Annotated in this window: 21 protein-coding genes; 7 read left to right on the plus strand and 14 right to left on the minus strand. The window is 61.7% G+C overall.

What is annotated here, in order from left to right; all coding sequences use genetic code 11:
• Positions 1-54 precede the first annotated feature (54 nt).
• From B348_RS0116835 to B348_RS0116865, 7 genes are all read right to left on the minus strand, one after another.
• Complete coding sequence (locus B348_RS0116835) at positions 55-1263, minus strand: amino acid deaminase (protein WP_017737237.1); 1209 nt, start codon at positions 1261-1263, stop codon at positions 55-57.
• A gap of 9 nt (positions 1264-1272) precedes the next feature.
• Complete coding sequence (locus tag B348_RS0116840; protein ID WP_026136837.1) at positions 1273-2037, minus strand: IclR family transcriptional regulator; 765 nt, start codon at positions 2035-2037, stop codon at positions 1273-1275.
• Positions 2038-2204: 167 nt separating this feature from the next.
• Entirely contained in the window at positions 2205-2594 is a 390-nt protein-coding gene (locus B348_RS0116845) for a RidA family protein (protein WP_017737239.1), read from the minus strand.
• Between the two features lie 16 nt (positions 2595-2610).
• Positions 2611-3393: an amino acid ABC transporter ATP-binding protein gene (locus B348_RS0116850; protein ID WP_017737240.1), complete on the minus strand. Its 783-nt coding sequence runs from the start codon at positions 3391-3393 to the stop codon at positions 2611-2613.
• Complete coding sequence (locus tag B348_RS0116855; protein ID WP_017737241.1) at positions 3390-4052, minus strand: amino acid ABC transporter permease; 663 nt, start codon at positions 4050-4052, stop codon at positions 3390-3392. Before B348_RS0116855 ends, B348_RS0116850 begins: the two co-directional genes overlap by 4 nt.
• A gap of 11 nt (positions 4053-4063) precedes the next feature.
• The gene (locus B348_RS0116860; protein WP_017737242.1) at positions 4064-4726 is read right to left on the minus strand and encodes an amino acid ABC transporter permease; all 663 of its coding nucleotides are present in this window, start codon (positions 4724-4726) and stop codon (positions 4064-4066) included.
• A 52-nt stretch (positions 4727-4778) separates the two neighbouring features.
• A complete protein-coding gene (locus tag B348_RS0116865) occupies positions 4779-5627 on the minus strand; it encodes a transporter substrate-binding domain-containing protein (RefSeq protein WP_017737243.1) in 849 nt (282 codons plus the stop codon).
• Between the two features lie 333 nt (positions 5628-5960).
• Between B348_RS0116865 and B348_RS0116870 the strand changes: the two genes are divergently transcribed.
• From B348_RS0116870 to B348_RS0116880, 3 genes are all read left to right on the plus strand, one after another.
• Entirely contained in the window at positions 5961-6209 is a 249-nt protein-coding gene (locus B348_RS0116870) for a hypothetical protein (protein WP_017737244.1), read from the plus strand.
• Between the two features lie 76 nt (positions 6210-6285).
• The gene (locus B348_RS0116875) at positions 6286-6615 is read left to right on the plus strand and encodes a thioredoxin family protein (RefSeq protein WP_017737245.1); all 330 of its coding nucleotides are present in this window, start codon (positions 6286-6288) and stop codon (positions 6613-6615) included.
• A 65-nt stretch (positions 6616-6680) separates the two neighbouring features.
• A complete protein-coding gene (locus B348_RS0116880) occupies positions 6681-7760 on the plus strand; it encodes a GGDEF domain-containing protein (RefSeq protein WP_017737246.1) in 1080 nt (359 codons plus the stop codon).
• On the opposite strand, the gene B348_RS0116885 is transcribed toward B348_RS0116880, so the two are convergent.
• Together B348_RS0116885 and B348_RS0116890 are read right to left on the minus strand one after the other, a co-directional pair.
• Entirely contained in the window at positions 7741-9297 is a 1557-nt protein-coding gene (locus B348_RS0116885; RefSeq protein ID WP_017737247.1) for a TerC family protein, read from the minus strand. The two genes, B348_RS0116880 and B348_RS0116885, sit on opposite strands and share 20 nt — an antisense overlap.
• A 253-nt stretch (positions 9298-9550) precedes the next feature.
• Positions 9551-10420, minus strand: coding sequence for a LysR family transcriptional regulator (locus tag B348_RS0116890; RefSeq protein WP_017737248.1), 870 nt, complete (start codon positions 10418-10420; stop codon positions 9551-9553).
• A 151-nt stretch (positions 10421-10571) separates the two neighbouring features.
• Here B348_RS0116890 and B348_RS01000000130090 point away from each other — a divergent pair, with 151 nt between their 5' ends.
• A complete protein-coding gene (locus B348_RS01000000130090) occupies positions 10572-12119 on the plus strand; it encodes an MFS transporter (protein WP_017737249.1) in 1548 nt (515 codons plus the stop codon).
• A gap of 65 nt (positions 12120-12184) precedes the next feature.
• On the opposite strand, the gene sohB is transcribed toward B348_RS01000000130090, so the two are convergent.
• Positions 12185-13210, minus strand: a complete 1026-nt coding sequence (gene sohB / locus B348_RS0116900; protein ID WP_017737250.1) for a protease SohB — start codon at positions 13208-13210, stop codon at positions 12185-12187.
• A 194-nt stretch (positions 13211-13404) separates the two neighbouring features.
• Here sohB and B348_RS0116905 point away from each other — a divergent pair, with 194 nt between their 5' ends.
• Together B348_RS0116905 and B348_RS0116910 are read left to right on the plus strand one after the other, a co-directional pair.
• On the plus strand, positions 13405-14115 hold the full coding sequence (locus B348_RS0116905; protein ID WP_017737251.1) for a histidine phosphatase family protein: 711 nt from the start codon (positions 13405-13407) through the stop codon (positions 14113-14115).
• Positions 14116-14171: 56 nt separating this feature from the next.
• Entirely contained in the window at positions 14172-14486 is a 315-nt protein-coding gene (locus B348_RS0116910) for an SCP2 sterol-binding domain-containing protein (protein WP_026136838.1), read from the plus strand.
• Between the two features lie 147 nt (positions 14487-14633).
• On the opposite strand, the gene B348_RS0116915 is transcribed toward B348_RS0116910, so the two are convergent.
• Positions 14634-17270 carry a glucosidase gene (locus B348_RS0116915; RefSeq protein ID WP_017737253.1) on the minus strand — a complete coding sequence of 879 codons (2637 nt, stop codon included), beginning with the start codon at positions 17268-17270 and terminating at the stop codon, positions 14634-14636.
• 68 nt (positions 17271-17338) lie between these two features.
• Positions 17339-18748 (minus strand): OprD family outer membrane porin, encoded by a 1410-nt coding sequence (locus tag B348_RS0116920; RefSeq protein ID WP_026136839.1) that lies wholly within the window; start codon positions 18746-18748, stop codon positions 17339-17341.
• Positions 18749-19037: 289 nt separating this feature from the next.
• On the opposite strand from B348_RS0116920, the gene B348_RS0116925 reads away from it, so the two are divergent.
• On the plus strand, positions 19038-20414 hold the full coding sequence (locus B348_RS0116925) for a VOC family protein (RefSeq protein ID WP_026136840.1): 1377 nt from the start codon (positions 19038-19040) through the stop codon (positions 20412-20414).
• A gap of 150 nt (positions 20415-20564) precedes the next feature.
• Here the strand turns inward: B348_RS0116925 and B348_RS0116930 are convergent, their stop codons facing one another.
• Together B348_RS0116930 and uvrA are read right to left on the minus strand one after the other, a co-directional pair.
• Complete coding sequence (locus tag B348_RS0116930) at positions 20565-20789, minus strand: DUF465 domain-containing protein (RefSeq protein ID WP_017737256.1); 225 nt, start codon at positions 20787-20789, stop codon at positions 20565-20567.
• Between the two features lie 235 nt (positions 20790-21024).
• Positions 21025-23532: an excinuclease ABC subunit UvrA gene (gene uvrA, locus B348_RS0116935; protein ID WP_017737257.1), complete on the minus strand. Its 2508-nt coding sequence runs from the start codon at positions 23530-23532 to the stop codon at positions 21025-21027.
• Positions 23533-23535 lie beyond the last annotated feature (3 nt).

A 23535-nucleotide genomic window follows, 5' to 3' on the forward strand; every position in this document is an offset into this window, starting at 1 on the left:
TGTTCACAAATCAAAATGTGGGAGCTGGCTTGCCTGCGATGGCCGCGACTCGGTCTAGAAGCAGGTATGCAGACTCTCAACCACCTGCAACTGCTCATCCACCAGGCACCCCACCTGCCACTTGTCAAAGGTCAGGCACGGGTGCGAAGTACCAAAGGAAATGATGTCGCCAATGCGCAGTTCAACCCCAGCCGCAACAGTCATGAACGCATGCTGGTCCATCACGGCCGTGACCTTGCACGCGCTCACATCATCCCCTTCGGCGCCCACAACACCCGCCTTGTAACGCTTGAGCGGCACTGGCAAACCGGCGTCGTAGGCCACGTCGCGCTTGCCCAGGGCGATCACCGCAAAACCCGGCTCGGGCATCGATTGCACATGAGCCCAGACTTCCAGGGCCGGGCGCAGACCTTCGCTGAGGTCGCTGCGACGGTCGAGCACGCAGCATTGCGCTTCTTTGTAGATGCCATGGTCATGGGCCACGTAGCTGCCGGGGCGCAACACGCTGAGGAAACGGCCGGCAGCGTTTTGCGCCTCGAAAGACTCGGCGATCAAGTCGTACCAGGCCGAACCCGAAGCGGTGACGATGGGCTTGGGCAGGTCGAATGAACCGTTGTTCTGCAGATCCACCGCCAGGCGCACCAGGCTCGCGGCGAAGTCGCGGATACCGCTGATGGCGTGCTCGCCGTGGATCACGCCTTCGTAGCCTTCGATCCCGGTGAGGGCCAGGGCCGGCTGGGCCTTGATCGCCTTGGCCAGGTCGCGCACTTCCTGCTCGCTGCGGCAACCGCAACGGCCGCCGACCACGCCGTATTCGATCATCACGTTGAGGCGCAGGCCACGGGCGGCGAAAAACAGGCCGAGGTCGGCGACGTTGTCCGGGTGATCGACCATGCAGTGGAAATCAAAATCCTTGTCCGCCAGCAGATCGGCGATCAACGCCATGTTGGGCGCGCCCACCAGTTGGTTGGCCATCAGCACGCGGCGCACGCCACCGGCATAGGCGGCGCGGGTCTGCACTGCGCTGGCCAGGGTGATGCCCCAGGCGCCCGCGGCAATCTGCCGCTGGAACAGCGCCGGCATCATGCTGGTCTTGCCGTGGGGCGCCAGCTCGGCGCCGCTGTTGCTGACGAAGGCTTGCATCCAGCGGATGTTGTGTTCCAGGGCCTCGCGGTGCAGCACCAGGGCGGGCAGGCTGACGTCACGGACCAGGTGGGCACCGACGGCGGCGGCGCCCTTTGCAACGGCATTGATGGCAGACATGAAATGCTCCTATTCGTTGATGCGACGGGCCAGGTTGTTGGCGCTGTCGATCAACACCCGGCGATAGTCGTTGTAGTTTTTCAGTGCATCGGCCCGTGGGGCGACGATGCACAGGGTCGCAATGCTGATGCCTTGCGCGTCCCGTACCGGGGCGGCAAAGCAATGGGTAAAGGTGTCGGCCACACTGTCGAAGGAAAAGAACCCATCGAGGGTGGCCTGACGGATTTGTGCGAGGAAGGTGTCCAGCGGCAGGCGCTGGCCATCCGGCAGGATAAAGTCGTCTTGGTCGATCAGGTCGATGATCTGCTTGTCGCTCAAATGCCCGAGCAACAGGCGCCCGGACGCGGTCCAGGGGATCGGCGCGTTTTCGCCGATATCCGAGGAAATGCGAAAATGCCGCTCGCCCTCGCGCATCAGCGCCACCGTGTATTTGCGCCCGTTGAGCAGGCACATCTGCGCGGTTTCGTGGGTCTGGCTGACGATCTCCTGCAAGGCGTGGTCGGCCTCGCGGGTCAGGTCGAAGTGCCGCAAATGCGCCTGGCCGAGGAAGTACAGCTGGCGGCCGAGGTAGACGTGACCGTCCTTGCCCACGGTTTCGAGGATGCGCCGCTCCAGCAGCGAAGCGACCAATTCATAGACCGTGGACTTGGGGCTGCCGATGCCGCTGGCAATATCATTCGGGCGCAGGGGCTGGCCGATCTCCTTGAGAAAATCGAGGATATCGAACGCCCGGTCCAGGCCTTTGGCGCGGCGTTTGATGGTGTCTTCGGTCATGGCAGTTTTGGTCCGGTCATAGTAGTAATACTGCACAGTGAACCCCTGTGGGAGCGGGCTTGCCCGCGATGTCGGTGGCTCAGTCAGGCATGGGTTGCCTGACACTCCGTCATCGCAGGCAAGCCAGCTCCCACATTGGCGCAGCGGTGGGCTTCAGATCGCTGCATTTAGCCCTTTTTCTTGTAGGCCACGCAATCGATCTCCACCTTGCAATCCACCATCATGTTGGCCTGTACACAGGCCCGCGCCGGGGCGTGTTCAGGGGTGAAGTATTCGCCGAAGACCTTGTTGAAACTCCAGAAGTCGCGCGGGTCTTCCAGCCACACGCCAACCCGCACCACGTCTTTCAACTCGTAGCCGGCTTCTTCCAGAATCGCCACCACATTGCGCAGGGTCTGCCGGGTTTGCTCGACGATGCCGCCGCTGATGATTTCACCGTCCACCGCTGGCACTTGGCCCGAGACGTAGAGCCAGCCGTCCGCTTCCACCGCGCGGGCGAAAGGACGGGGCTGGCCGCCGCCGGCGGTGCTGCCGGTGCCGTAACGAGTAATGCTCATAAAAATAGCCTCCTGATTAAAAACGAATGTTCTTGAGAAATTCCGCCAGGCGCGGCGATTGCGGGCGCTCGAAGATGTCCTTCGACGAGCCCTGCTCTTCAATGCGGCCCTGGTTCATGAAAACGATCTTGTCAGACACTTCGTAGGCAAAGCGCATCTCGTGGGTGACCAGCAACATGGTCATGCCCTCTTCCGCCAGGCCCTTGATCACGCTGAGCACTTCGCCCACCAACTCGGGGTCGAGGGCCGAGGTGACTTCGTCGAACAGCATCAGGCTCGGGTTCATCGCAATGGCGCGGGCAATCGCCACGCGCTGTTGCTGGCCGCCGGAGAGCTGGCCGGGGAAGTGGTTGCGCCGTTCCAGAAGCCCTACACGGTCGAGCCATTTTTCCGCGAGTGCCACGGCCTCGTCCTTACCCATCTTCTTGACCTTGAGCAGGCCGAGGGTGACGTTCTGCAACGCCGTCAAATGCGGGAACAGGTTGAACTGCTGGAACGCCATGCCGGTCATGGCGCGGTGCTGGGAAATCACCCGCTCGGGGTGGCGCACGCGCTTGCCGCCGATGTCGCTGTAGCCGATGGACTCACCGTCGAGGGTGATCTGCCCGCCCTGGAACTCTTCCAGCAGGTTGACGCAGCGCAACAGCGTGGTCTTGCCCGAGCCGCTGGAGCCGATCAACGTGACCACGTTACCGCGCTGCAGGGTCAGGTCGACGCCCTTGAGCACTTCCACCTCGCCGTACTGTTTGCGCAGGCCGCGGATATTGAGCAACGGTTGCTCGATGTGAGGTTGGTTCATGGCAAGGCCACCCGCTTTTCAATGTAGCGCCCGAATAATTCGATGGCGTAGTTGATGACAAAGAACAGAAACCCGGCGAACAGGTAGAACTCCAGGGTCATGAACGTGCGCGCAATCACTTGCTGGGTACTCAGCAGCAATTCCGCCACGCCGATCACCGACAGCAGCGTCGAGGCCTTGACGATTTCCGTGGAGGAATTGACCCAGGTCGGCAGGATCTGCCGCAGCGCCTGGGGCAACAGCACGTAGGCCAGGGACTGCTGGAACGTCAGGCCAATCGCCTTGCCCGCTTCCAGTTGCCCACGGGGAATGGCTTGCAGTGCACCACGCACGATCTCCGACACGTGGGAGCCGCAAAACAGTGTCAAGCCGACCGCACCGGCCTGGAACGCGCTGATCTGCCAACCGAGGGCCGGCAACATGTAGAAACACGCGAGCACCAGCACAAACACCGGCGTGCCACGGATCAGGTCGACATACAGACGAAACGGCGCACGCATCCAGAACTTGCCGTAGGTCAGGATCAACCCGGCGACAATGCCGATCAGGGTGCCGAAGATAATCGCCAGCGCCGACACATACACACTGGCTTGAAAGCCCGCCCACAGGGTATCCCGGGCGATCCACAACTCATGCAGCCAGCTGGGGGACTCGTACATGGGAACCCTCCTTAACGACGGATCGCCAGACGCTGTTCCAGGTAACGGAGCAGCATGGCGATGAGGTAACAGGCAGCCACGTAGAGCGCGGTCGTGACCAGCCAGGTTTCAATCACCCGGTAGCTTTCGACGTTGATCTTGCGGGCGTAGTAGGTCAGCTCCGGCACGGCAATCGCGGCGGCCAGCGAGGTGTCCTTGAACAGCGAGATAAAGTTGTTCGACAGTGCCGGCAGCACGTTGCGCAGCATCACCGGCACGGTGATGTAGGCCCGGATGCGCCATTCGCCCAGGCCGATGGCCAGGCCGGCTTCACGCAGGCCCTTGGGAATATTCAACAGCCCGGCGCGGAAGACTTCGGTCAGGTAGGCACCGGCGTACAACGACAGGGTGATGATGAACGAGGGGATCTTGTCGAGGCGAATCCCCAGGGACGGCAGGGCAAAGTAGATCAACAGGATCAGCACCAGAATCGGCGTATTGCGCACCACCGTCACATACACCGAGGCGAAGATGCGCAACGCACGGTGCCTGGACAGCATGGCAAAGGCCATCAGCAGGCCGATCACGCAGCCGATGGCGATCGACAGCAATGCCAGTTGCAGGCCCAGACCGAGCCCCGCCAGCAAGGTGTCGAAATCGCGCCACACGGCGGCAAAGTTCAACTGATAGTTCATGGTCAGCAATACCTAATAGGGGCGCCGTCGGCGGCGCCCCGGTTGTCACGAATCACTTGAACTCGACAGGAAAACCAATCGCCGGCTCGGGCAGGTCGACGCCAAACCACTGCTTGAACGAAGCCTTGTAGGTGGGGAATTCCACACCGGTCATGGCTTCGTGCAGGGCGGTGTTGACGAAGTTCAGCCAGTCCTGGTCGCCACGCTTGACCGCGCACGCGTAGGTTTGCGGGCTCCAGGCGTAAACCGGGCTGCGGTAGCGGCCGGGGTTCTGCACCATGAGGTATTTGACCGAAGACTGGTCGGTGGCGGCGGCATCGGCGCGGCCGGAGTTTACGGCCTGGTACATCAGGTCGACGCTGTCGTACTGGTCGACCTTGGCCTTGGGCAGCGCCTGGTGCACCAGCTCTTCGGCGTACACGTTTTGCAGCACGGCCACGGTCACGCCATCGCCGGCGGCTTGCAGGTCTTCGATTTCCTTGTATTTGCTGTTGTTCGGCAGCAGCAGACCCACGCCTTCGCGGTAGTACGGCAGGGTAAACGCGACCTGCTGCGCACGGCTGGCGGTGACGGTAATGAACTGGCAACTCATGTCGACCTTGTCGGTCAGCAGGTTGGGAATGCGTGCGTCGGACGACTGCACCACAAACTCGACTTTGCTCGGGTCGTTGAACAATCCCTTGGCCACGATGCGGCCGATGTCGATATCAAACCCTTGCAACTTGCCATCCGCTCCCTGGAAGTGCCACGGCGCATTGGTACTGCCTGTACCCACGATCAGATGCCCACGTTTGAGCACGTTGTCGAGCTTGCTGTCCGCCGCCTGCACGATGCTTGCGAGGGAAGCCGATGCGGCGAAGAGAAAAACACACGCTTTGAACACGGAAGGTCGGTGATGCATGACAAGCACTCCAGGGATTGTGTATTCCGCTATACCGGAACTTGGTATGTAACAACGGAATAGACAGCAGAAAGTGTGCCACACGCCGTAACAGAAAAACACGCTGGGAATTAATTCATTAAAAATCAGCAACATAAGCCTTTGCGTACGATGCGGCGTTACGCCGGCAGCTGAGGCCAACCTGCTACCCCAGGCCCCACGTTGCGGTGACAGGCCCCAATGCTGTGCGCCATTACGGCGTTACCGCGCACCGTTGCAGTGCGCATACCCCATGGAAAAATCCCCACGCTGGACTAGCCTTTGCACATCCCCGCCGACAAGGATCGCGCCCCGATGAAGCTCAGCCTCACCCTGGTTTTATGCTCCTTTCTGGTCGCCACCAGCGCCTGGGCCAGCAACGACCGTCGCGACTGCAAGATCGAACTGCGCAAGCTCAACGAAGCCTTGAGCACCAACTACACCAGCCAGAACCACCACGGCTACCGCCAGGCCAAGGCCTCGCGGGACAACCTGGAATACAAGAAATGCGCGAACCAGGCCCGCAAGGCGCGGGAACGCCTGGAGCGTGATGCGAACCTGTGAAGGTTGACAGTAGACGGTCGTGAATCCTCGATTTAGCGTTGGCACTCAATTGACGCCATGCAGGAGCGCCACCGTCATGGGACTTGCCACCGCAACGATTGCCAATACCGAGGATTACCAACGAGTGCTGAGTACGTCACGCCCGGTGTTTCTGCTGTTTGTTTCAACCCACTGTCCTGCGTGTGCCGAAGCCGTGCCGCTGTTTGAAAAGGTTGCCGCCAAGTACCCCAGCGTCGTGAGCATGGTGCTTGACTGCGCACAAACCCCAAGACACCCCGAGGTCACGGGCACCCCGACCGGGCTGATCTATCTCGACGGGCAACTGCAAGAGAAACTCCAAGGCTTCGGCCCCTTGGAAGATCAGGCGCAAGTCGTGGAGGACACCTTCGCCCGTTACGCCAGTTAACCCTTGCACGGCCCTGACAGACGTCTACGCTGCTCGAAGCAGTCTCCGCCGAGCCAGGGTCAGCAATGTTCAAGACCATTGAAGCCGAAGTCCTCAAGAAACTCCCCTCACCTGCCCTGCAACTTGAGTTCGCCCAGCATGATTTCGAGCGGCTCAAGCCCTTCTGCCTGTTGATCTACCTCGCCAGCATCAGCATCTGGCTGGTGTTCAACCTGATCGTCAGCTTTCGCGGCGGCCAAGGCTTTACGTTCTACTCGGTGATATTTCTCAGCGCACTGTTGATCACCACGCTGGTCCTGGCCTTCAACACCCGGGTGCGCCACTTCCAGTGGATCAACCTGATCTTCGTCAGCATCATCGCCATCGGCATCCGCCTGGTGATCGAAGGCCTGCCCATGGACCTGCATCCCGGCTGGCTGATCCTTGGCGCGTCGACCATCCTCTACAGCGCATCCGTGCTGCCGCTCAGCCGCTGGGCATTCGCCGCCACGCTGGTCATCACTTGGGTGGTGCTCAACCCGTTCTACCTCACGGAAACCTCGGTGCTGGAAGTCAAAGGCACCACGGTGTTCTTTTATTCCAGCTTTCTCAGCCTGCTGACCCTCTACAGCTTCCTGAAACTGCGCCAGGTCAAGCTGAGCAACTACATCATGGCCAAGCTGCTGCTGGACCAGGCCTACGTGGACACCCTGACCGACATCCCCAACCGCCGCGCGTTCATGGCCAGCGCCGGGCAGAAGCTCGCCCACCAACCACGCACGCACGACCATTACCTGGCGATGATCGACATCGACAACTTCAAGAAAGTGAATGACCGGTTTGGCCACGATGTTGGCGACGATGTACTCAAGCGTGTCGCCCATGACATCCGCGCCGTGATGAACGACTACGACTACGCCCGCCTTGGCGGCGAAGAATTTGCCATCTACCTGGCAGGGGTACGCCGCGAAGACGCGGCGCAGTTGGCAGACCAGTTGTGCGCCCAGGTGCGCGCTGACGCCAGCCAGCACCCGGTGACCATCAGCATCGGCCTGGCCCGGGTGGAGGATGGCGAAACCCTGAACCAGGTGCTGATCAAGGCGGACCAGGCGTTGTATGTGTCAAAACATGCGGGCAAGGACCGCTTTACGTTTCACGCCCCATAGCCACCTGGGTCACCCGCCGCTCCTCGACGGCCGCCACGGTCAGGCGCCAGCCCTCGTACACCAGGCTGTCGCCCACCACCGGCAGACGGTCCAGCAGGCTCATCACCAGGCCGGCGAGGGTCTGGTAGTCCTCGGTCGCCGTGGCGTTGAAGCCGGTGCGCTGGCGAATCTGGTTGAGGTTGAGCGCACCATTCACGCGAAAACCTGCCCCATCCTCGACAATGTCCGGCCCCTCGATTTCACTGGCGTCGGGCAGTTCACCGGCGATGGATTCAAGAATGTCGGTCATGCTCAGCACGCCCATGAAGTCACCGAATTCGTTGATCACAAAGGCGATGTGCGTGGATTCCTGGCGCATCTGCTCCAGGGCGTTGAGCACCGAGAAACTCTCCAGCAGGTTGATCGCCCGGCGTGCCAGGTGCTCCAGGTTGGGCTCGTTGCCGGCCAGGTACTCCTTGAGCAACTCCTTCTTGTGCACAAAACCCAGGGGCTCATCCACCGCGCCATTACGGATCAACGGCAGGCGCGAGTAGGACGAATGCATCAGTTTCAGGCGAATCGTCTCGGCATCGTCCGCCAAGTCGATGCAGTCAACCTTGGCCCGTGGCGTCATCAACGTCCGGATCGGCCGCTCGGCCAATTGCAGCACGCCGCTGATCATCACGCGCTCGCGGCGGTCAAACAGCGGGCCTTGCGCGGTATCCGGCTCGCCCAGCAGGTCGGCCACCTCTTCACCCACCTCTTCCACCGCGAGGCTACGGCCGCCGAGCAAGCGCATCACCGCATGGGCGGTGCGCTCACGTACCGGCAACACGCCTTGCGCCGACTTCTTGCGCCGGGCACGGGCAATCTGGTTGAACACTTCGATCAGGATCGAGAAACCGATGGCCGCATACAGGTAGCCCTTCGGAATATGGAAGCCCAGGCCTTCGGCGGTCAGGGCGAAACCGATCATCATCAAGAAGCCCAGGCAGAGCATGATCACCGTCGGGTGCGCGTTGACGAAGCGGGTCAACGGCTTGCTCGCGACGATCATCACGCCGATGGACACGATCACCGCGATCATCATCACCGCCAGTTCATCCACCATGCCCACGGCAGTAATCACCGCATCGAGGGAGAACACCGCGTCGAGCACCACGATCTGCGCCACGATCGGCCAGAACATCGCATAGGCCGCATTGCCGCTGCGTTGGGCGACGTGGCCTTCGAGGCGTTCGTGCAATTCCATGGTGGCCTTGAACAACAGGAACACACCACCAAACAGCATGATCAGGTCGCGGCCGGAGAAGCTCTTGTCGAACACCTCGAACAGCGGCTGGGTGAGGGTCACCAACCACGAAATACTCGCCAGCAGGCCCAGGCGCATCAGCAACGCCAGGGACAAGCCGATCAAGCGCGCACGGTCACGCTGCTCGGGCGGCAGTTTGTCCGCGAGGATCGCGATAAACACCAGGTTGTCGATACCCAGCACCAGTTCCAGCACAATCAAGGTCAACAGGCCGAGCCAGGCCGTTGGATCCGCTAACCATTCCATTTATAGAGTCTCTTTAATTCGAAGTTCAGAATGCCGGGCACAGCAATGCGCGGTCAGTGGACCGGGACAAGGTTAGCAGTCGAAATACGGGATGCTTCAGCGGGAACGGCAGCAGCGGATGTCTTGGGGAAAGACGACTGGGGGGCTCCGAGAGGGTGTTCATGCAAATCCTGCGATAAAAAAGGACTTGAATCGTACAGCCGAAAGGTAAATTTCCTACAACGCAAAACTATTACAAGATCTGTAATCGTGTTCAGCGAGGCGTTTTTACCTGCTGGATAAACCGCGCGACCGCCGGTGCTTTTTCAAACCGGCGGTGAATCAGCGACAGCCACGACGATGCGTCACTGCCTTGAATGGGCCGGTACAGCACATTCGGCAGCGTCACATGCCCCACCACCGACGCCGGCACCACCGCGACGCCCTGCCCCAGCGAGACCAGCGCCAGCACCGCGACCAAGCCACCCGGCTGCGGCCCCAGGCGCGGCGCATAACCGCCCTGGGCGGCCACATGCAGCGTGCCGCTGATCTGCTCCGGCAGGATAAAGGTCTCGTTTTGCAGGTGTTCGCAGCCGATGGCTTTCAATCCCAGCAGCCAGGAACCTTGCGCCACGGCCAGGACAAACCCTTCGCTGTCCAGGCGTACCGCTTCCACGCCATCGGGCAGGGTCATGGGCGAGCGGACGTAACCAATGTCATTCCGCCCATCCGCCACCGCGCCGGGCAATGCGGCCATCGCGCATTCGCGCACATTCACGCTCACATCGGGAAACGCCTGGCTGAACGCCTGCATCTGCCGCTGCAACACGCCGCCATATACCGCTGATGCCACATAACCCAGTTCGATATGCCCGATGTCGCCGCGCCCGGCCCGTTGGGCATGGCGCTGGGCGCATTCGAATTGGCGCACGGTGGCCTCGGCTTCCTGCACCAGGGCCGCGCCCGCTTCGGTCAGGCTGACTTCGCGCTGCTGGCGGATAAACAAGCGCGTGCCCAGGGTGGTTTCCATGTCCTGGATCTGCCGGCTCAAGGTCGGCGGCGCGATGCCCAGTTGCTCGGCGGCGCGGGTGAAGTTGCGTTGCCAGGCCACGGCCAGGAAGTAGCGGAAGTGACGAATTTCCATCGCAGGATTAGCTCAAAGGTAATGAAGTTCTTATTGCCACCTAACAAAGGCAACGTTGGACGACGATAAGCTGGGCCTATCCTAACAGCCAGAGAGCCTTTGCGATGCCTTGCGATTTCACACCCACCATTGCCTGCCGGGTAATCTGCCCATGAAGCCCGTCAGCCCACGCTTGACGTTGCTCACCGCCTCCGGCGTCTGCTCGCTGATTGTGCTCGACACCAATATCGTCGCGGTCACCCTGCCAAGCATCGCCCGCGACCTGGGGGCCAATTTCGCCGATATCGAGTGGGTCGTCAGCGCCTATATGCTGGCCTTCGCCGCGCTGCTGTTGCCCGCCGGCAGCCTTGCCGACCGCTTCGGGCGCAAGAAAACCCTGGTCTGGGGCTTGAGTATTTTCATCCTCGCGTCCCTGGGTTGCGGCGCTGCGCCCAGCGCGTTGTGGCTGGACATCGCCCGCGCCGTCAAAGGCGTCGGTGCAGCGCTGTTGCTGACCTCGGCCCTGGCGTCCATCGGCCACACCTTCCACGATGAGGTGGAGCGCGCCAAAGCCTGGGCCTTCTGGGGCGCGTGCATGGGCGTGGCGATGACCGCCGCGCCGACCCTCGGCGGTCTGATTACCGAGTACCTGGGCTGGCGCTGGATTTTCTACCTCAACCTGCCCGTGGGCCTGGCACTGATGGCGCTGGTACTGCGGGCCATCCCGGAATCCCGCGATACCCAGTCCGCCCGCCTTGATCCCTGGGGCAGCCTGGCGTTCAGCGCCAGCCTGCTGTGCCTGATCTGGGGGCTGATCGAGGCCAACCGCATCGGCTGGGACAACCCGCTGACCTATGCGCGCCTGCTAGGTGGCGCGGCGCTGTTGGCCGTATTTGTGCTGGTCGAACGCGTGCAGCAACGGCCTATGGTGGACCTGCAACTGTTTCGCCACCCGCGTTTTATCGGCGCCTTGCTCGGGATGTTTGCCTACGCCGGGTGCGCGCAAGTGATGATGACGCTGCTGCCCTTCTACCTGCAGAACGGCCTGAGGTTCTCCGCCATCGCGTCGGGCCTGGGCATGTTGCCGTTCGCCCTGACCATGCTGGTATGCCCCCGCATCGGCGCACGCCTGGCGGGGCGTTTTACCCCGGCGACGATGATGGCCGCCGGCTTGACCCTGGTGGGCTGCGGCAACTTGCTCAGCGCGTGGGCGGTGAATGCGGGCGGTTACCTGCCCTTCGCCTTGGCGATTGCGATCACGGGGGCCGGCGCGGGCTTGCTCAATGGCGATACGCAGAAAAACATCATGGCCTGCGTGCCGCGCGACCGTGTCGGGATGGCCTCGGGGATGAGTACCACCATGCGTTTCAGCGCAATCATGCTGGCCATTGGCGTGTATGGGGCGTTGTTAAGCAGCCACAGCGAGCAATTGTTGGCGGCGAGTATCGATGCGCAGTGGCAGGGCCAGGTGGCCGGGATCGCGTCGCGGGTGGTGGCCGGTGACATGCCAGCGGCGATGGGGTTGTTGCCGGCGTCGGCAAGGGCCGGTGTGCAACCGCTGGCACAGCAGGCGTTTGTCGGTGGTTTCGGTGGGGTGTTGTGGGTGGCGGGATGGTTGGGGTTGCTGGGGGCGTTGGTGGTGGGGCTGCTGATGCGCTACCCGATCAATGTGGGAGCGGGCTTGCCCGCGATTACAGGGCGTCAGTCGATACATGAGTGACTGATCCACCGCATTCGCGGGCAAGCCCGCTCCCACAAGGGACTGCTAACATCCGAGAGGTCGGATTACCAAAAGCGCTGCTGGGTCAACCGGCTCCACCAGGTCAGCAGCACGCGGTCCACTGAACCGCTGGCCGCCAGGCCCACACGTTCCTGCAAGCTTTTGCGCTCGGCATAGTGCAGGTGGAACACCTCGGCGGTCTTGGCCTTGGTCGCCAGGTATTCGTCGCTGGTTTGCAGTTCGTCCACCAGTTGTTTGTCGAGCGCGGCAACACCCAGCCACACTTCCCCAGTCGCCACCTCATCGATCGCCAACTGCGGGCGATAGCGCGAGACGAAGTTCTTGAACAACTGATGGGTGATATCCAGGTCTTCCTGGAACTTCTCCCGGCCCTTCTCGGTATTTTCGCCAAACACCGTGAGGGTGCGTTTGTACTCACCGGCGGTCAGCACTTCAAAGTCGATGTCGTGCTTTTTCAGCAAGCGGTTGACGTTGGGCAGCTGCGCGACCACGCCAATCGAACCGAGGATGGCGAACGGGGCGCTGATAATTTTCTCGCCGATGCACGCCATCATGTAGCCGCCGCTGGCCGCGACCTTGTCGATGCACACGGTCAGCGGCACGCCCGCCTGGCGGATACGCGCCAGTTGCGACGACGCCAGGCCGTAGCTATGGACCATGCCGCCACCGCTTTCCAGGCGCAGCACCACTTCGTCCTTGGGTGTGGCAAGGCTGAGCAGCGCAGTGATTTCATGGCGCAGGCTTTCGGTGGCCGAGGCCTTGATGTCGCCATTGAAATCCAGCACAAACACCCGTGGCTTGGCCTCGGGCTTTTTCTTGCTGTTCTTCTTTTCGGCTTTGCTTTCGGACTTGCGCAAGGCCTTGAGCTGGTCCTTGTCGAGCAGGGTGGATTCCAGGCGCTCGCGCAGGCCCTTGTAGAAATCATTGAGTTTGCTGACCTGCAATTGGCCAGCGGATTTGCGACGACCTTTGCTGCGCAAGGCGGCGAAGCTGATCAGTACCACCAGAATAGCGACCACCAGGGTGACGGTCTTCGCTAAGAAGCTCGCGTATTCGGCCAGAAAATCCATGTTGCTCCTTACAAGTGCAGTGCGCCAGGCGCGGATTGCCCCAGCATACCGGCGGCACCGCGTTCGGGCCAGTGATCAAACCGCCAGCAAGCGGGCCTCCAACGGGCTTTTAAAACAAGCGTATGTTTTTCCATTGACAGCTCGCAGGCATCCCCATAACCTCGCCAGACTTTCAACGTACCGGGAAAACGGACGTGGGCAGCATCTATCTGATTCGACATGGCCAAGCCTCCTTCGGTGCAGACGACTATGACGTCCTGTCGCCCGTCGGCGTGGAACAAGCGCAAGTGCTCGGGCGCCACCTGGCCGATCTGGGCGTGACGTTCGACCGCTGCCTCGCCGGCGACCTGCGCCGCCAGCAGCACACCGCCAGCGCCGCCTTCGAGCAGTACAGCGCCCGCGGCCTGCCGGTACCGGCAGTCGAGGTGGACAGCGCCTTCAACGAGTTCGACGCCGATGCAATCATCCGCGCCCTGCTCCCCGACCTGCTCACCAGCGAACCCGAAGCCCTGGAGATCCTGCGCAATGCCGCGCAGAACCGCAGCGAGTTCCAGCGCATCTTCGCCCTGATTATCGAACGCTGGCTGGCCGGCACCTATGACCCACCGGGGCTGGAGAGCTGGCTGGGGTTTGTCGAACGGGTCCAGGGTGGCCTGCAACGCATTCTCGAAGCGGCGGACAACGCGCAGAAAATCGCCGTGTTTACTTCCGGCGGCACCATCACTGCCCTGCTCCACCTGATTACCCGGATGCCTGCCGCCCAGGCCTTCGAACTGAACTGGCAAATTGTTAACACCTCGCTCAACCAGCTGAAATTCCGCGGTCGCGAGGTGGCCCTGGCTTCCTTCAACAGCCACACCCACTTGCAACTGTTGAAGGCGCCGCAGCTCATCACCTTCCGATGAGCTGCGGCCAACCGTGACCCCAAGGTCACTGGACTCACCATAAAAGGATCGAAACCATGACTGACGTAGCCAAAGCTGTAGAAGCAATGAAAGCCAAATTCAACCCAGGCGCCGCTGACGGCCTGGACCTGGTATTCGGTTTCCGCATCGACGACACCAAGAACTTCTCCCTGATCGTCAAGGACAAGACCTGCGAATTGCAGGAAGGCGAAAACCCAGACGCCCAAGTGACGCTGGTCATGGACAGCGAAACCCTGGAAGGCATCGTTGACGGTTCCACCGACGGCATGCAGGCCTTCATGGGCGGCAAACTGCGCACCGAAGGCGACATGATGCTGGCGATGAAGCTGAGCGAGCTGTTCCCTTCCTGATTCAAGGTCCAGCCTGAATCCCTGTGGGAGCGGGCTTGTGTGGGAGCGGGCTTGCCCGCGATTGCGGCGTATCAGTCAATACATTCAGTGACTGACGCACCGCATTCGCGGGCAAGCCCGCTCCCACATTTTGATCTGCTGTGATGCTCAGTTTTTTGGCTGCAGCAACAACGCTACCAACGCACTCCACCCGGTCTGATGCGACGCCCCCAACCCGCGCCCGGTTTCGCCATGGAAATACTCATGGAACAGCACCAGGTCACGGCTCGCCGGGTCCGCTTCCAACTGCGCATACCCCGCCATCGATGGCCGCAGCCCATCCTCGTCCCTTAGAAACAACCCCGTCAGCCGCGCGCTGAGGCTGTCAGCCACTTCCTCCAGCGATGCCAGATAACCACTGCCCGTCGGGTACTCCACCGAAAAGTTGTCGGCGTAGTAGCGGTGAAATTCCCGCAGCGATTCGATCAGCATATAGTTCACCGGCATCCACAACGGCCCGCGCCAATTGGAGTTGCCACCATACAAACGCGAGTCGGATTCGCCGGGCTGGTAGCTTGCACATAACGTATTGCCGTTCATCTTCAACGCCAGCGGCTGCTCGGCAAACGCCTTGGACAATGAGCGCACACCAAACGCCGACAAGAACTCGGCGTCATCGAGCATGCGCCGCAGCAGGTCCTTGGTGCGCTCACCGCGCAGCAGCGCCAGCAACAGGCGATTGCCCTGGCCCGGTTCGTTCCAGCGCGACACCAGCTTGGCCAAGTCGGGCCTGTGCTTCATGAACCCCAGCAAACGCTCGCGCAACCCTTCCAGGCCTTCATGCTCGTGCTGTTCCAGCACCAGCACGGCAAACAGGGGCATCAGCCCGACCATGGAGCGCAGGCGTACCGGTTCGTTACTGCCGTCGGGGCGGTGCAGGACGTCGTAGAAAAACTGGTCCTGTTCATCCCACAAGCCTTCGGCGCTGTCATCCACGCGGTTGATAGCCCCGGCGATGTACAAGAAGTGCTCGAAAAACTTCACGCCGATGTCCACGTACACGGCATTGCGCTTGGCCAACTCCAGGGCGATGCGCATCAAGTCCAGCGCATACGCGGCGACCCACGCCGTACCGTCGGCCTGATCCAGCTGATAACCCGGCGGCAGCGCGGCCGAGCGGTCGAACAAGGCAATATTGTCCAGCCCCAGGAACCCGCCCTGGAACAGATTGCGCCCCTCGGCATCCTTGCGGTTGACCCACCAGGAAAAATTCAGCAGCAGCTTGTGGAATATCCTTTCCAGGAAGTCCATATCGCCTACGCCGGTCAGCGCCTTGTCCTGCTGATACACGCGCCAACTGGCCCAGGCGTGCACCGGCGGGGTGGCGTCGTCGAAGCGCCATTCATACGCCGGCAACTGGCCGTTGGGGTGCATGAAACGATCCTTGACCAGCAGCAACAGCTGTTGCTTGGCGTACGCCGGATCGATCAGCGCCATGGCCACGGCCTGGAAGCCCTGGTCCCAGGAGGCGTACCACGGGTATTCCCAGGTATCGGGCATGGAGAGGATGTCGACGTTGGACAGGTGCCGCCAATGGGTATTGCGGATATGCAAGCGTTCAGGCGGTGGCGCGGGCTGGGCCGGGTCGCCATCGAGCCATTGGTTCACATCGAAATAGTACAGCTGCTTGGACCACAGCAAACCGGCCAGCGCCTGACGCTGTACGTTGCGGGCGTCCTCAGACGCCATGCCCTGCTGCAAGGCCGCGTAGAAATCGTCGGCTTCCTGGCGGCGCTGTTCAAACAGCTTGCGTGCGTTGACCTGGGGAGCGTCCACGGGGGCAAACCGCAGGTAGATCATTTTGCGTTCCAGGCCCGCCAGCTCGAGGATAAACCGCGCCGCGACTTTGGTGCCGCGGTCATGGCGAATCGCCGACTGGACGCCGCTGACCACGTAGTCGTTGACGCCATCCTTGAACGGCCCCGGCGCCGGTTGCCCATTCAGCCGTGGATAGTTGCTTTCGTTTTCACAGAACAACCACTCGGCCCCCTCTTGCCCCCACGCACTAAGGTGGCGGTCAGGCAATTCATGATGGCGTGCCAGTACATGGTCGCCGTCCTGGGTCAGCTGTGGTTTGGGCGCGCCCTCGGTCCAGCTCCAATCATTGCGCGCCCACAACTGCGGCAACACCTGTAACCGCGTCGGCTGATCCGAACGGTTATGCACGGTGATGCGCATGAAAATATCATCGGGTTGATGCTTGGCGTATTCAACACTGACGTCGCAGTAGCGGTTGTCTTCGAATACTCCGGTATCGAGGATTTCGTACTCGGCGTCAGCCAGCCCACGGCGGGCGTTCTCGGCGATCAGGTCTGCGTACGGAAAGGCAGCATGGGGGTATTTGTAGAGCATGCGCATGTAGGCATGGCTCGGTACGCCATCGACGAAAAAGTACAGTTCCTTGACGTCTTCACCGTGGTTGCCCTCGGCGTTGTTCAGGCCGAACAGGCGCTCCTTGATGATTCCATCGCGCTCGTTCCACAGGGCCAGGCCCAGGCACCAGCGTTGCGCCTTGTCACTGAAGCCCGCCAGGCCGTCCTCGCCCCAACGGTAGGAGCGGCTGCGTGCATGGTCATGGGGGAAGTAGGCCCAGGCGTCGCCATCGGCGCTGTAGTCTTCGCGCACCGTGCCCCATTGGCGTTCGCTCAGGTAGGGGCCCCACTCGCGCCAGCGCTCGGCGTCGCTGGTTGCCAGGCGTTGGCCTTCGATCGTGTCAGAAATCCGCGTTACGGGCGTGGCCGTCATGGGTCCTCCTGCGCCTACAAGGTGAGGTGCAGTGTAGGACCCATCCACGCCCGTGTGCACATGAAGGTTTAGAAGATCGCGTAGGTGTAGTTGAAGATCAGGCGGGTTTGATCCTGATCGGCAGTGCCGGTGTTCTTGCCGTGGTAGGTACCGGTACGGAAGGTGGTACCGAAGCCTTTCAGAGGACCGGCCTGCACTACGTAGTCCAGGCGGAAGTCGGCCTCGTTTTCTTTCTGGTCAGGCCCACCGGCCACCTTCGCCTTGATATCCCGGCCATCCAGGTACGCCACGGACGCCTTCAAGCCAGGTACGTAGGCCTTGAAGTCATACGAATACTGACCAAAGTTGACCTGCTCGCCCGCACGGGAGAACTGGCCGACCACGGCGTCGGTGAACAGGTAGAAGTCGCTGCCACCGGCACCTTGTGCGTGCGGATCAGCCAGGCTGCCCTGGTTCACCCAGACAAAGCCGCCGTCGTCACCCACGCCAATATGGCCAAGCATCAGGCTGCTGCCGCCCAGTTGGTAGGTGAAGGCCGCACTGTAGGTTTTGTTGTCGACTTCGTTGGCGTGCCGGGCATAGCCGCCGTTGTTGTTGAACTGGTAGCCGCTCTGGCCGTTCTTGCCGTCGCTGCTGCTGTCGAAGTAGCGCAGGTCAGTCTTGAACGATTGGTCATTGCCCAGCGGCAGTACGTGGACCAGGCCGAAGTAGTTCTGTTTGTAGAAGTCTTGCAGTTGGGCGTAGTAGTACTGCAACGTCAGGTTTTTCGCGATGACGTTGTCGGAAGAACCAAACGGCTTGTAGTCCACCCCCCCGAACTTGAAGCTGTCGCTGTCGCGCTGACCACCCGCCACACTCAAACCGGTGGAGTTGCTGGAGGCACGGCCTTCGGCGCGGTTCAGTTCACCGCCGGTGAAGGTCACGTTGGGAATATCGCTCGACGTCAGGATGCCGCCATCAAAGGTTTGCGGGGCCACGCGGCTGTCGTTGGACACCAGGATCGGCAACACCGGCGCCAAGCCACCACCGACGTGCAACTCGGTCTGGGAAATACGGAACTTCACGTTGCCCGCGGCACGACCAAAAGAGTCGGCCGGTTCAGTGCCGTTGTTCTTCGTCGGGAAGAAGCTGTTGCCGTTACCCGCCAGACCCGCGCCTGCGGTGTGGCCATCGCCGCCATCCAGGCGCAGGGCGCCGAACGCCATCAGGTCAAAACCGACGCCCACGGTGCCTTGGGTGAAGCCGGACTTGTAGTCAAACCGCAGCGCGGTGGCGGTTTCGCGCAGGTCGTTGTTGGTGCCCGAGCGGTTGTCAGCGCTGTAGTACATGGTCCGCGAGCTCACGGAGGCATGGCTGTCTTCCAGGAAACCGCTGTGACCGGTGCCCGTGCCCAGGGAGCCGAGCCCGAAATCATCAGCTAACGCGTGTTGTGCAAGAACGGCGGCGGTGATCGACAACGCCAGTGTAGAAATTTTCATTAACGACGGCCCCTAAACATTTTTTTATGTGTGTGATGTGTAAAACGGCGTTTTCATCCTTGCGAACGTGACGATTCTTTCATGCCGGGTGGGGGCGACTGCGTGAAGAATTAGTTAGGAAAAACAGCGGAAAATGAAATTTTCAGCCGGACGATTTTTGTCATATTCACGTCATCTCATTCATCCAAGGAATGAAGTCCAGAGGATTCTTCGTTTGCAAGTGTCGCGGGCGCTCAACAAAATCCAGAAAAAGGCCACGTTCATCGCCACCGTCATCAGGAATTTTTCTATGCCTACCACTGCACATGTCAGCCCCGACGAGATCCGCAAGGGCTTTTCCAAGGCGATGTCCGACATGTACCGAGATGAAGTCCCACTGTATGGCGCGCTGATGGCGCTGGTGGCCGAGACCAACACCCGTGTGCTCGACGCCCAGCCAGCGCTGGCGCAACAGCTGCAACGTACCGGCGAGATCCAGCGCCTGGACATGGAACGCCACGGCGCCATCCGCCTGGGCACCGCCTTCGAACTGGCCACCATCGGCCGCCTGTTTGCGGTGATGGGCATGCAACCGGTGGGCTACTACGACCTGACCCCGGCCGGCGTACCGGTGCATTCCACCGCGTTTCGTGCGGTGCATGAGCAGGCGCTGCAAACCAGCCCGTTTCGCGTGTTCACCTCGCTGCTGCGCCTGGAGCTGATCGAAAACCCCGAACTGCGCGCCTTTGCCGAAACCGTCCTGGCCAAACGCAACATCTTCACCGACCGCGCCCTGGCGCTGATCGAACAGGCGGAAAAGGCTGACGGTCTCAACGCGGTGGACGCCGAGGAATTTATCCGCGAGGCCCTGGAAACTTTCCGCTGGCACCACACCGCCACCGTGACCCGCGCCCACTACCAGCAACTCAGCGACCAGCACCGCCTGATCGCCGACGTGGTGGCCTTCAAGGGCCCGCACATCAACCACCTGACGCCGCGCACCCTGGACATCGACCAGGTCCAGGCCGCCATGCCCGGCAAAGGCATCACCCCCAAGGCCGTGATCGAAGGTCCGCCACGCCGCCAGTGCCCGATCCTGCTGCGCCAGACCAGCTTCAAGGCCCTCGACGAAGCCATCGCCTTCACCGACGCCCAGGGCAGCCACAGTGCCCGTTTCGGCGAGATCGAGCAGCGCGGCGTGGCACTCACCCCCAAAGGCCGCACCCTGTATGACCAATTGTTGAATGCCGCACGCGACGAGCTGGGCGCGTTCCCCACTGAGGGCAACGCCGCGCGTTATGTGCAATTGATCGAACAGCACTTCCAGGCCTTCCCCGACAACCACGCGCAGATGCGCGAGCAGGGCCTGGCGTACTTCCGCTACTTCGCCACCGCACCAGGCCTGGCGGCACGCGGCCAAGCCGATCAACCGCGCACACTGGACGCGCTGATCGCAGCAGGTCATGTGGCGGTGGAACCGTTGGTGTACGAAGATTTCCTGCCGGTGAGTGCGGCGGGGATTTTTCAGTCAAACCTGGGGGATGCGGCGCAAAGTCACTACGCGGCCAATTCGAACCGGGCCGAGTTTGAGCAGGCGCTGGGGCGGCGGACGATTGATGAGTTGAAGCTGTATGAGCAGACGCAGCAGCGCTCGATAGAGGCCTGCACTCAAGCGCTGCATGGGTGAAACAAGATACCCACCCGGCTCATCGGCGTAATCCTTACACCGTAAAAGCCCCCAAGAGCCGGATGGGCGGTGGGCATCATAGGGACTGCGCCGGGCACTGTCCTCCAGACAATTCTGAACAAATATGACCTAATGCTGTAGGAACATCAGTTAACCCAACTGCTCCACAATCTTGTCCTTGATCAACAGCCGCTTCTTCTTCAGCTTCTCCACATCCTCATCGCTGGCACTGGCCGATTCGGCCTTCAGCACCTCCTTGTCGGCGTCGTCGTATTGAGTGAGCAGCGAATCCAGACGCTTGTCGCCCGCCCTGCGTTCGTGAATGACGTCCTTGCTCAACCCCAAGTCCTGATACAGGTCGTGTTTCACTGGCATGGCGTACCTCCGCAAGTTGATCAATGGCTTACGCCCTTGAAGCTAGACCATTGCGCGGGGTCTTGTCATGTTTGAGGTCAAGACACTGCTCTAAATGTGGACGAGGGCCCCTGTGGGAGCGGGCTTGCCCGCGATTACGGTAGTCCATCCAAACTATCGGTGACTGACACTCCGCCATCGCGGGCAAGCCCGCTCCCACAGGGGCCCGTTCCCACAGGTTGATCGGTGGTGCCTGTCAGGGTAGCTCTCGGGCCAAAAATGGCGCAGTGCGGCTGGTTTTGTTTTTGGCCACGGTGTGTGGCGCTCCCTGAGCAACCACCTTCCCGCCCAAGTCCCCCGCCCCCGGCCCGATGTCGATCACCCAGTCACTCTGCGCCACCACACGCATCTCATGCTCCACCACAACCACGGTGTGCCCGGCGTCCACCAGGTGGTTGAGCTGGCTGAGCAAGCGGTCCACATCCCGGGGATGCAGGCCGGTGGTCGGTTCATCGAGGACGTACAACGTGGCGCCCCGCGCATTGCGTTGCAGCTCCGTCGCCAGTTTGATTCGCTGCGCCTCGCCGCCGGACAGCTCGGTGGCCGGCTGGCCCAGGCGCAGGTAGCCCAGGCCGATGTCGCGCAGCACCTGCAACGAGCGCAGCACGCTGGGTTGTTCGGCAAACACTTCGACGGCCTGCGCCACCGTCAGCCCCAGCACCTGGGCGATGCTCAAGCCTTGCCATTGGATGGCCAATGTCTCGGGGTTGTAGCGCGCGCCATGGCAGGTCGGGCACGGTGCGTAGACGCTGGGCATAAACAGCAATTCCACGCTGACAAAGCCTTCACCCTCGCAGTTCGGGCAGCGGCCCTTGGCGACGTTGAAGGAAAATTGCCCGGCATCGTAACCGCGCTTTTTCGCCGCCGGCGTCGCGGCAAACAGTTTGCGCACGTGGTCGAACAGCCCGGTATAGGTCGCGAGGTTGGAACGTGGTGTGCGGCCAATGGGTTTCTGGTCCACCTGCACCAGCCGCCGGATCTGCTCCAGGCCGGCGCTGATACGCCCACCGCTGGTTTGCGGGGCGTCGTCTTCCAGGCTCGGCTCTTCATCGTTTTCGACCACGCGACCCAGGCCGCTGCCCACCAGTTCCAGCAGCGCCTGACTGACCAGGCTGGACTTGCCCGAGCCGGAAATCCCGGTGACCGCCGTAAAGCAGCCCAAGGGGAAGTCCACGTGCATGTCCTTGAGATTGTTACGCGTCACGCCTTCGAGCTTCAGCCAACCGCGAGGCTCGCGACACGTCCGAGGCAAGCTGCTTTTTTCGGCAAACAAATACTCACGGGTCTGTGACGCGTCAATCTGCGCCAGTCCCGCCGGTGGCCCGCTGTACAAGACTTGCCCGCCCTGCTCGCCCGCCGCTGGCCCCACGTCGATCAGCCAGTCGGCGCGGCGCATGGTTTCCAGGTCATGCTCCACCACAAACAACGAATTGCCCGCTGCTTTCAAGCGTTCCAACGCGGTGAACAACGCCTCGCCATCGGCCGGATGCAGCCCCGCCGACGGTTCATCCAGCACATAGATCACGCCAAACAGCTGGGAACCCAATTGCGTCGCCAGGCGCAAGCGTTGCAGTTCGCCGGACGACAACGTCGGCGTGCTGCGCTCCAGGGACAAATAACCCAGGCCCAGCTCGGTCAAGGTGCTGACCCGCTCCAGCAGATCCTGGGCGATGCGTTGCGCGGCCAGGCGCTTTTCCACCGACAGGTGCATCTTGTCCTCCCCCGCCGCCACCGGTCGCAACAGTTCGGCCAGTTGGGTCAACGACAACTGCGACAACTCGCCAATGTCCACCCCGGCAAACTTCACCGACAGCGCCGCCTTGTTCAACCGCTTGCCCTCGCACAACGGGCAGGCGCTGCCCTGCATGAACTGTGACACGCGCTTTTTCATCAGCGCGCTTTGGCTATGGGTGAAGGTATGCAGGACGTAGCGCCGCGCACCGCTGAAAGTGCCCTGGTAGCTCGGCTCCAGCTTGCGCTTGAGCGCGTCGCGGGTTTGCTGCGGGGTAAAGCCGGCGTACACCGGCACGGTCGGGGTTTCTTCAGTGAACAGAATCCAGTCGCGCTGCTTTTTCGGCAGGTCACGCCAGGGAATGTCCACGTCATAACCCAGGGTCACGAGGATGTCCCGCTGGTTCTGGCCCTGCCACGCCAACGGCCAGGAAGCGACGGCGCGCTGGCGAATCGTCAGCGAAGGGTCCGGCACCATCAGCGCTTCGGTCACTTCATACACCCGGCCCAGGCCGTGGCATTGCGGGCACGCGCCTTGGGGCAGGTTGGGCGAAAAATCCTCGGCATACAGCATCGCCTGCCCCGGCGGGTAGCTGCCGGCGCGGGAATAGAGCATGCGGATCAGGCTCGACAAGGTGGTGACGCTGCCTACCGATGAGCGCGCACTCGGCGTGCCGCGTTGTTGTTGCAGGGCCACGGCGGGTGGCAGGCCTTCGATGCTGTCCACATCCGGCACGCCGACCTGGTCGATCAGCCGCCGCGCATACGGCGCCACCGATTCGAAATACCGCCGCTGTGCCTCGGCATACACCGTGGAAAACGCCAGGGACGACTTGCCCGAACCCGACACCCCGGTAAACACCACCAGGGCATCCCGTGGAATATCCACATCGACGTTACGCAGGTTGTGCTCACGGGCGCCGCGCACCCGCACGAAACCGTGGAATTGAGGGATGTTGCGCTGTGAAGTCATGGT

This window comes from Pseudomonas sp. CBZ-4, from assembly GCF_000346755.1.
Classification (GTDB): Bacteria; Pseudomonadota; Gammaproteobacteria; order Pseudomonadales; family Pseudomonadaceae; genus Aquipseudomonas.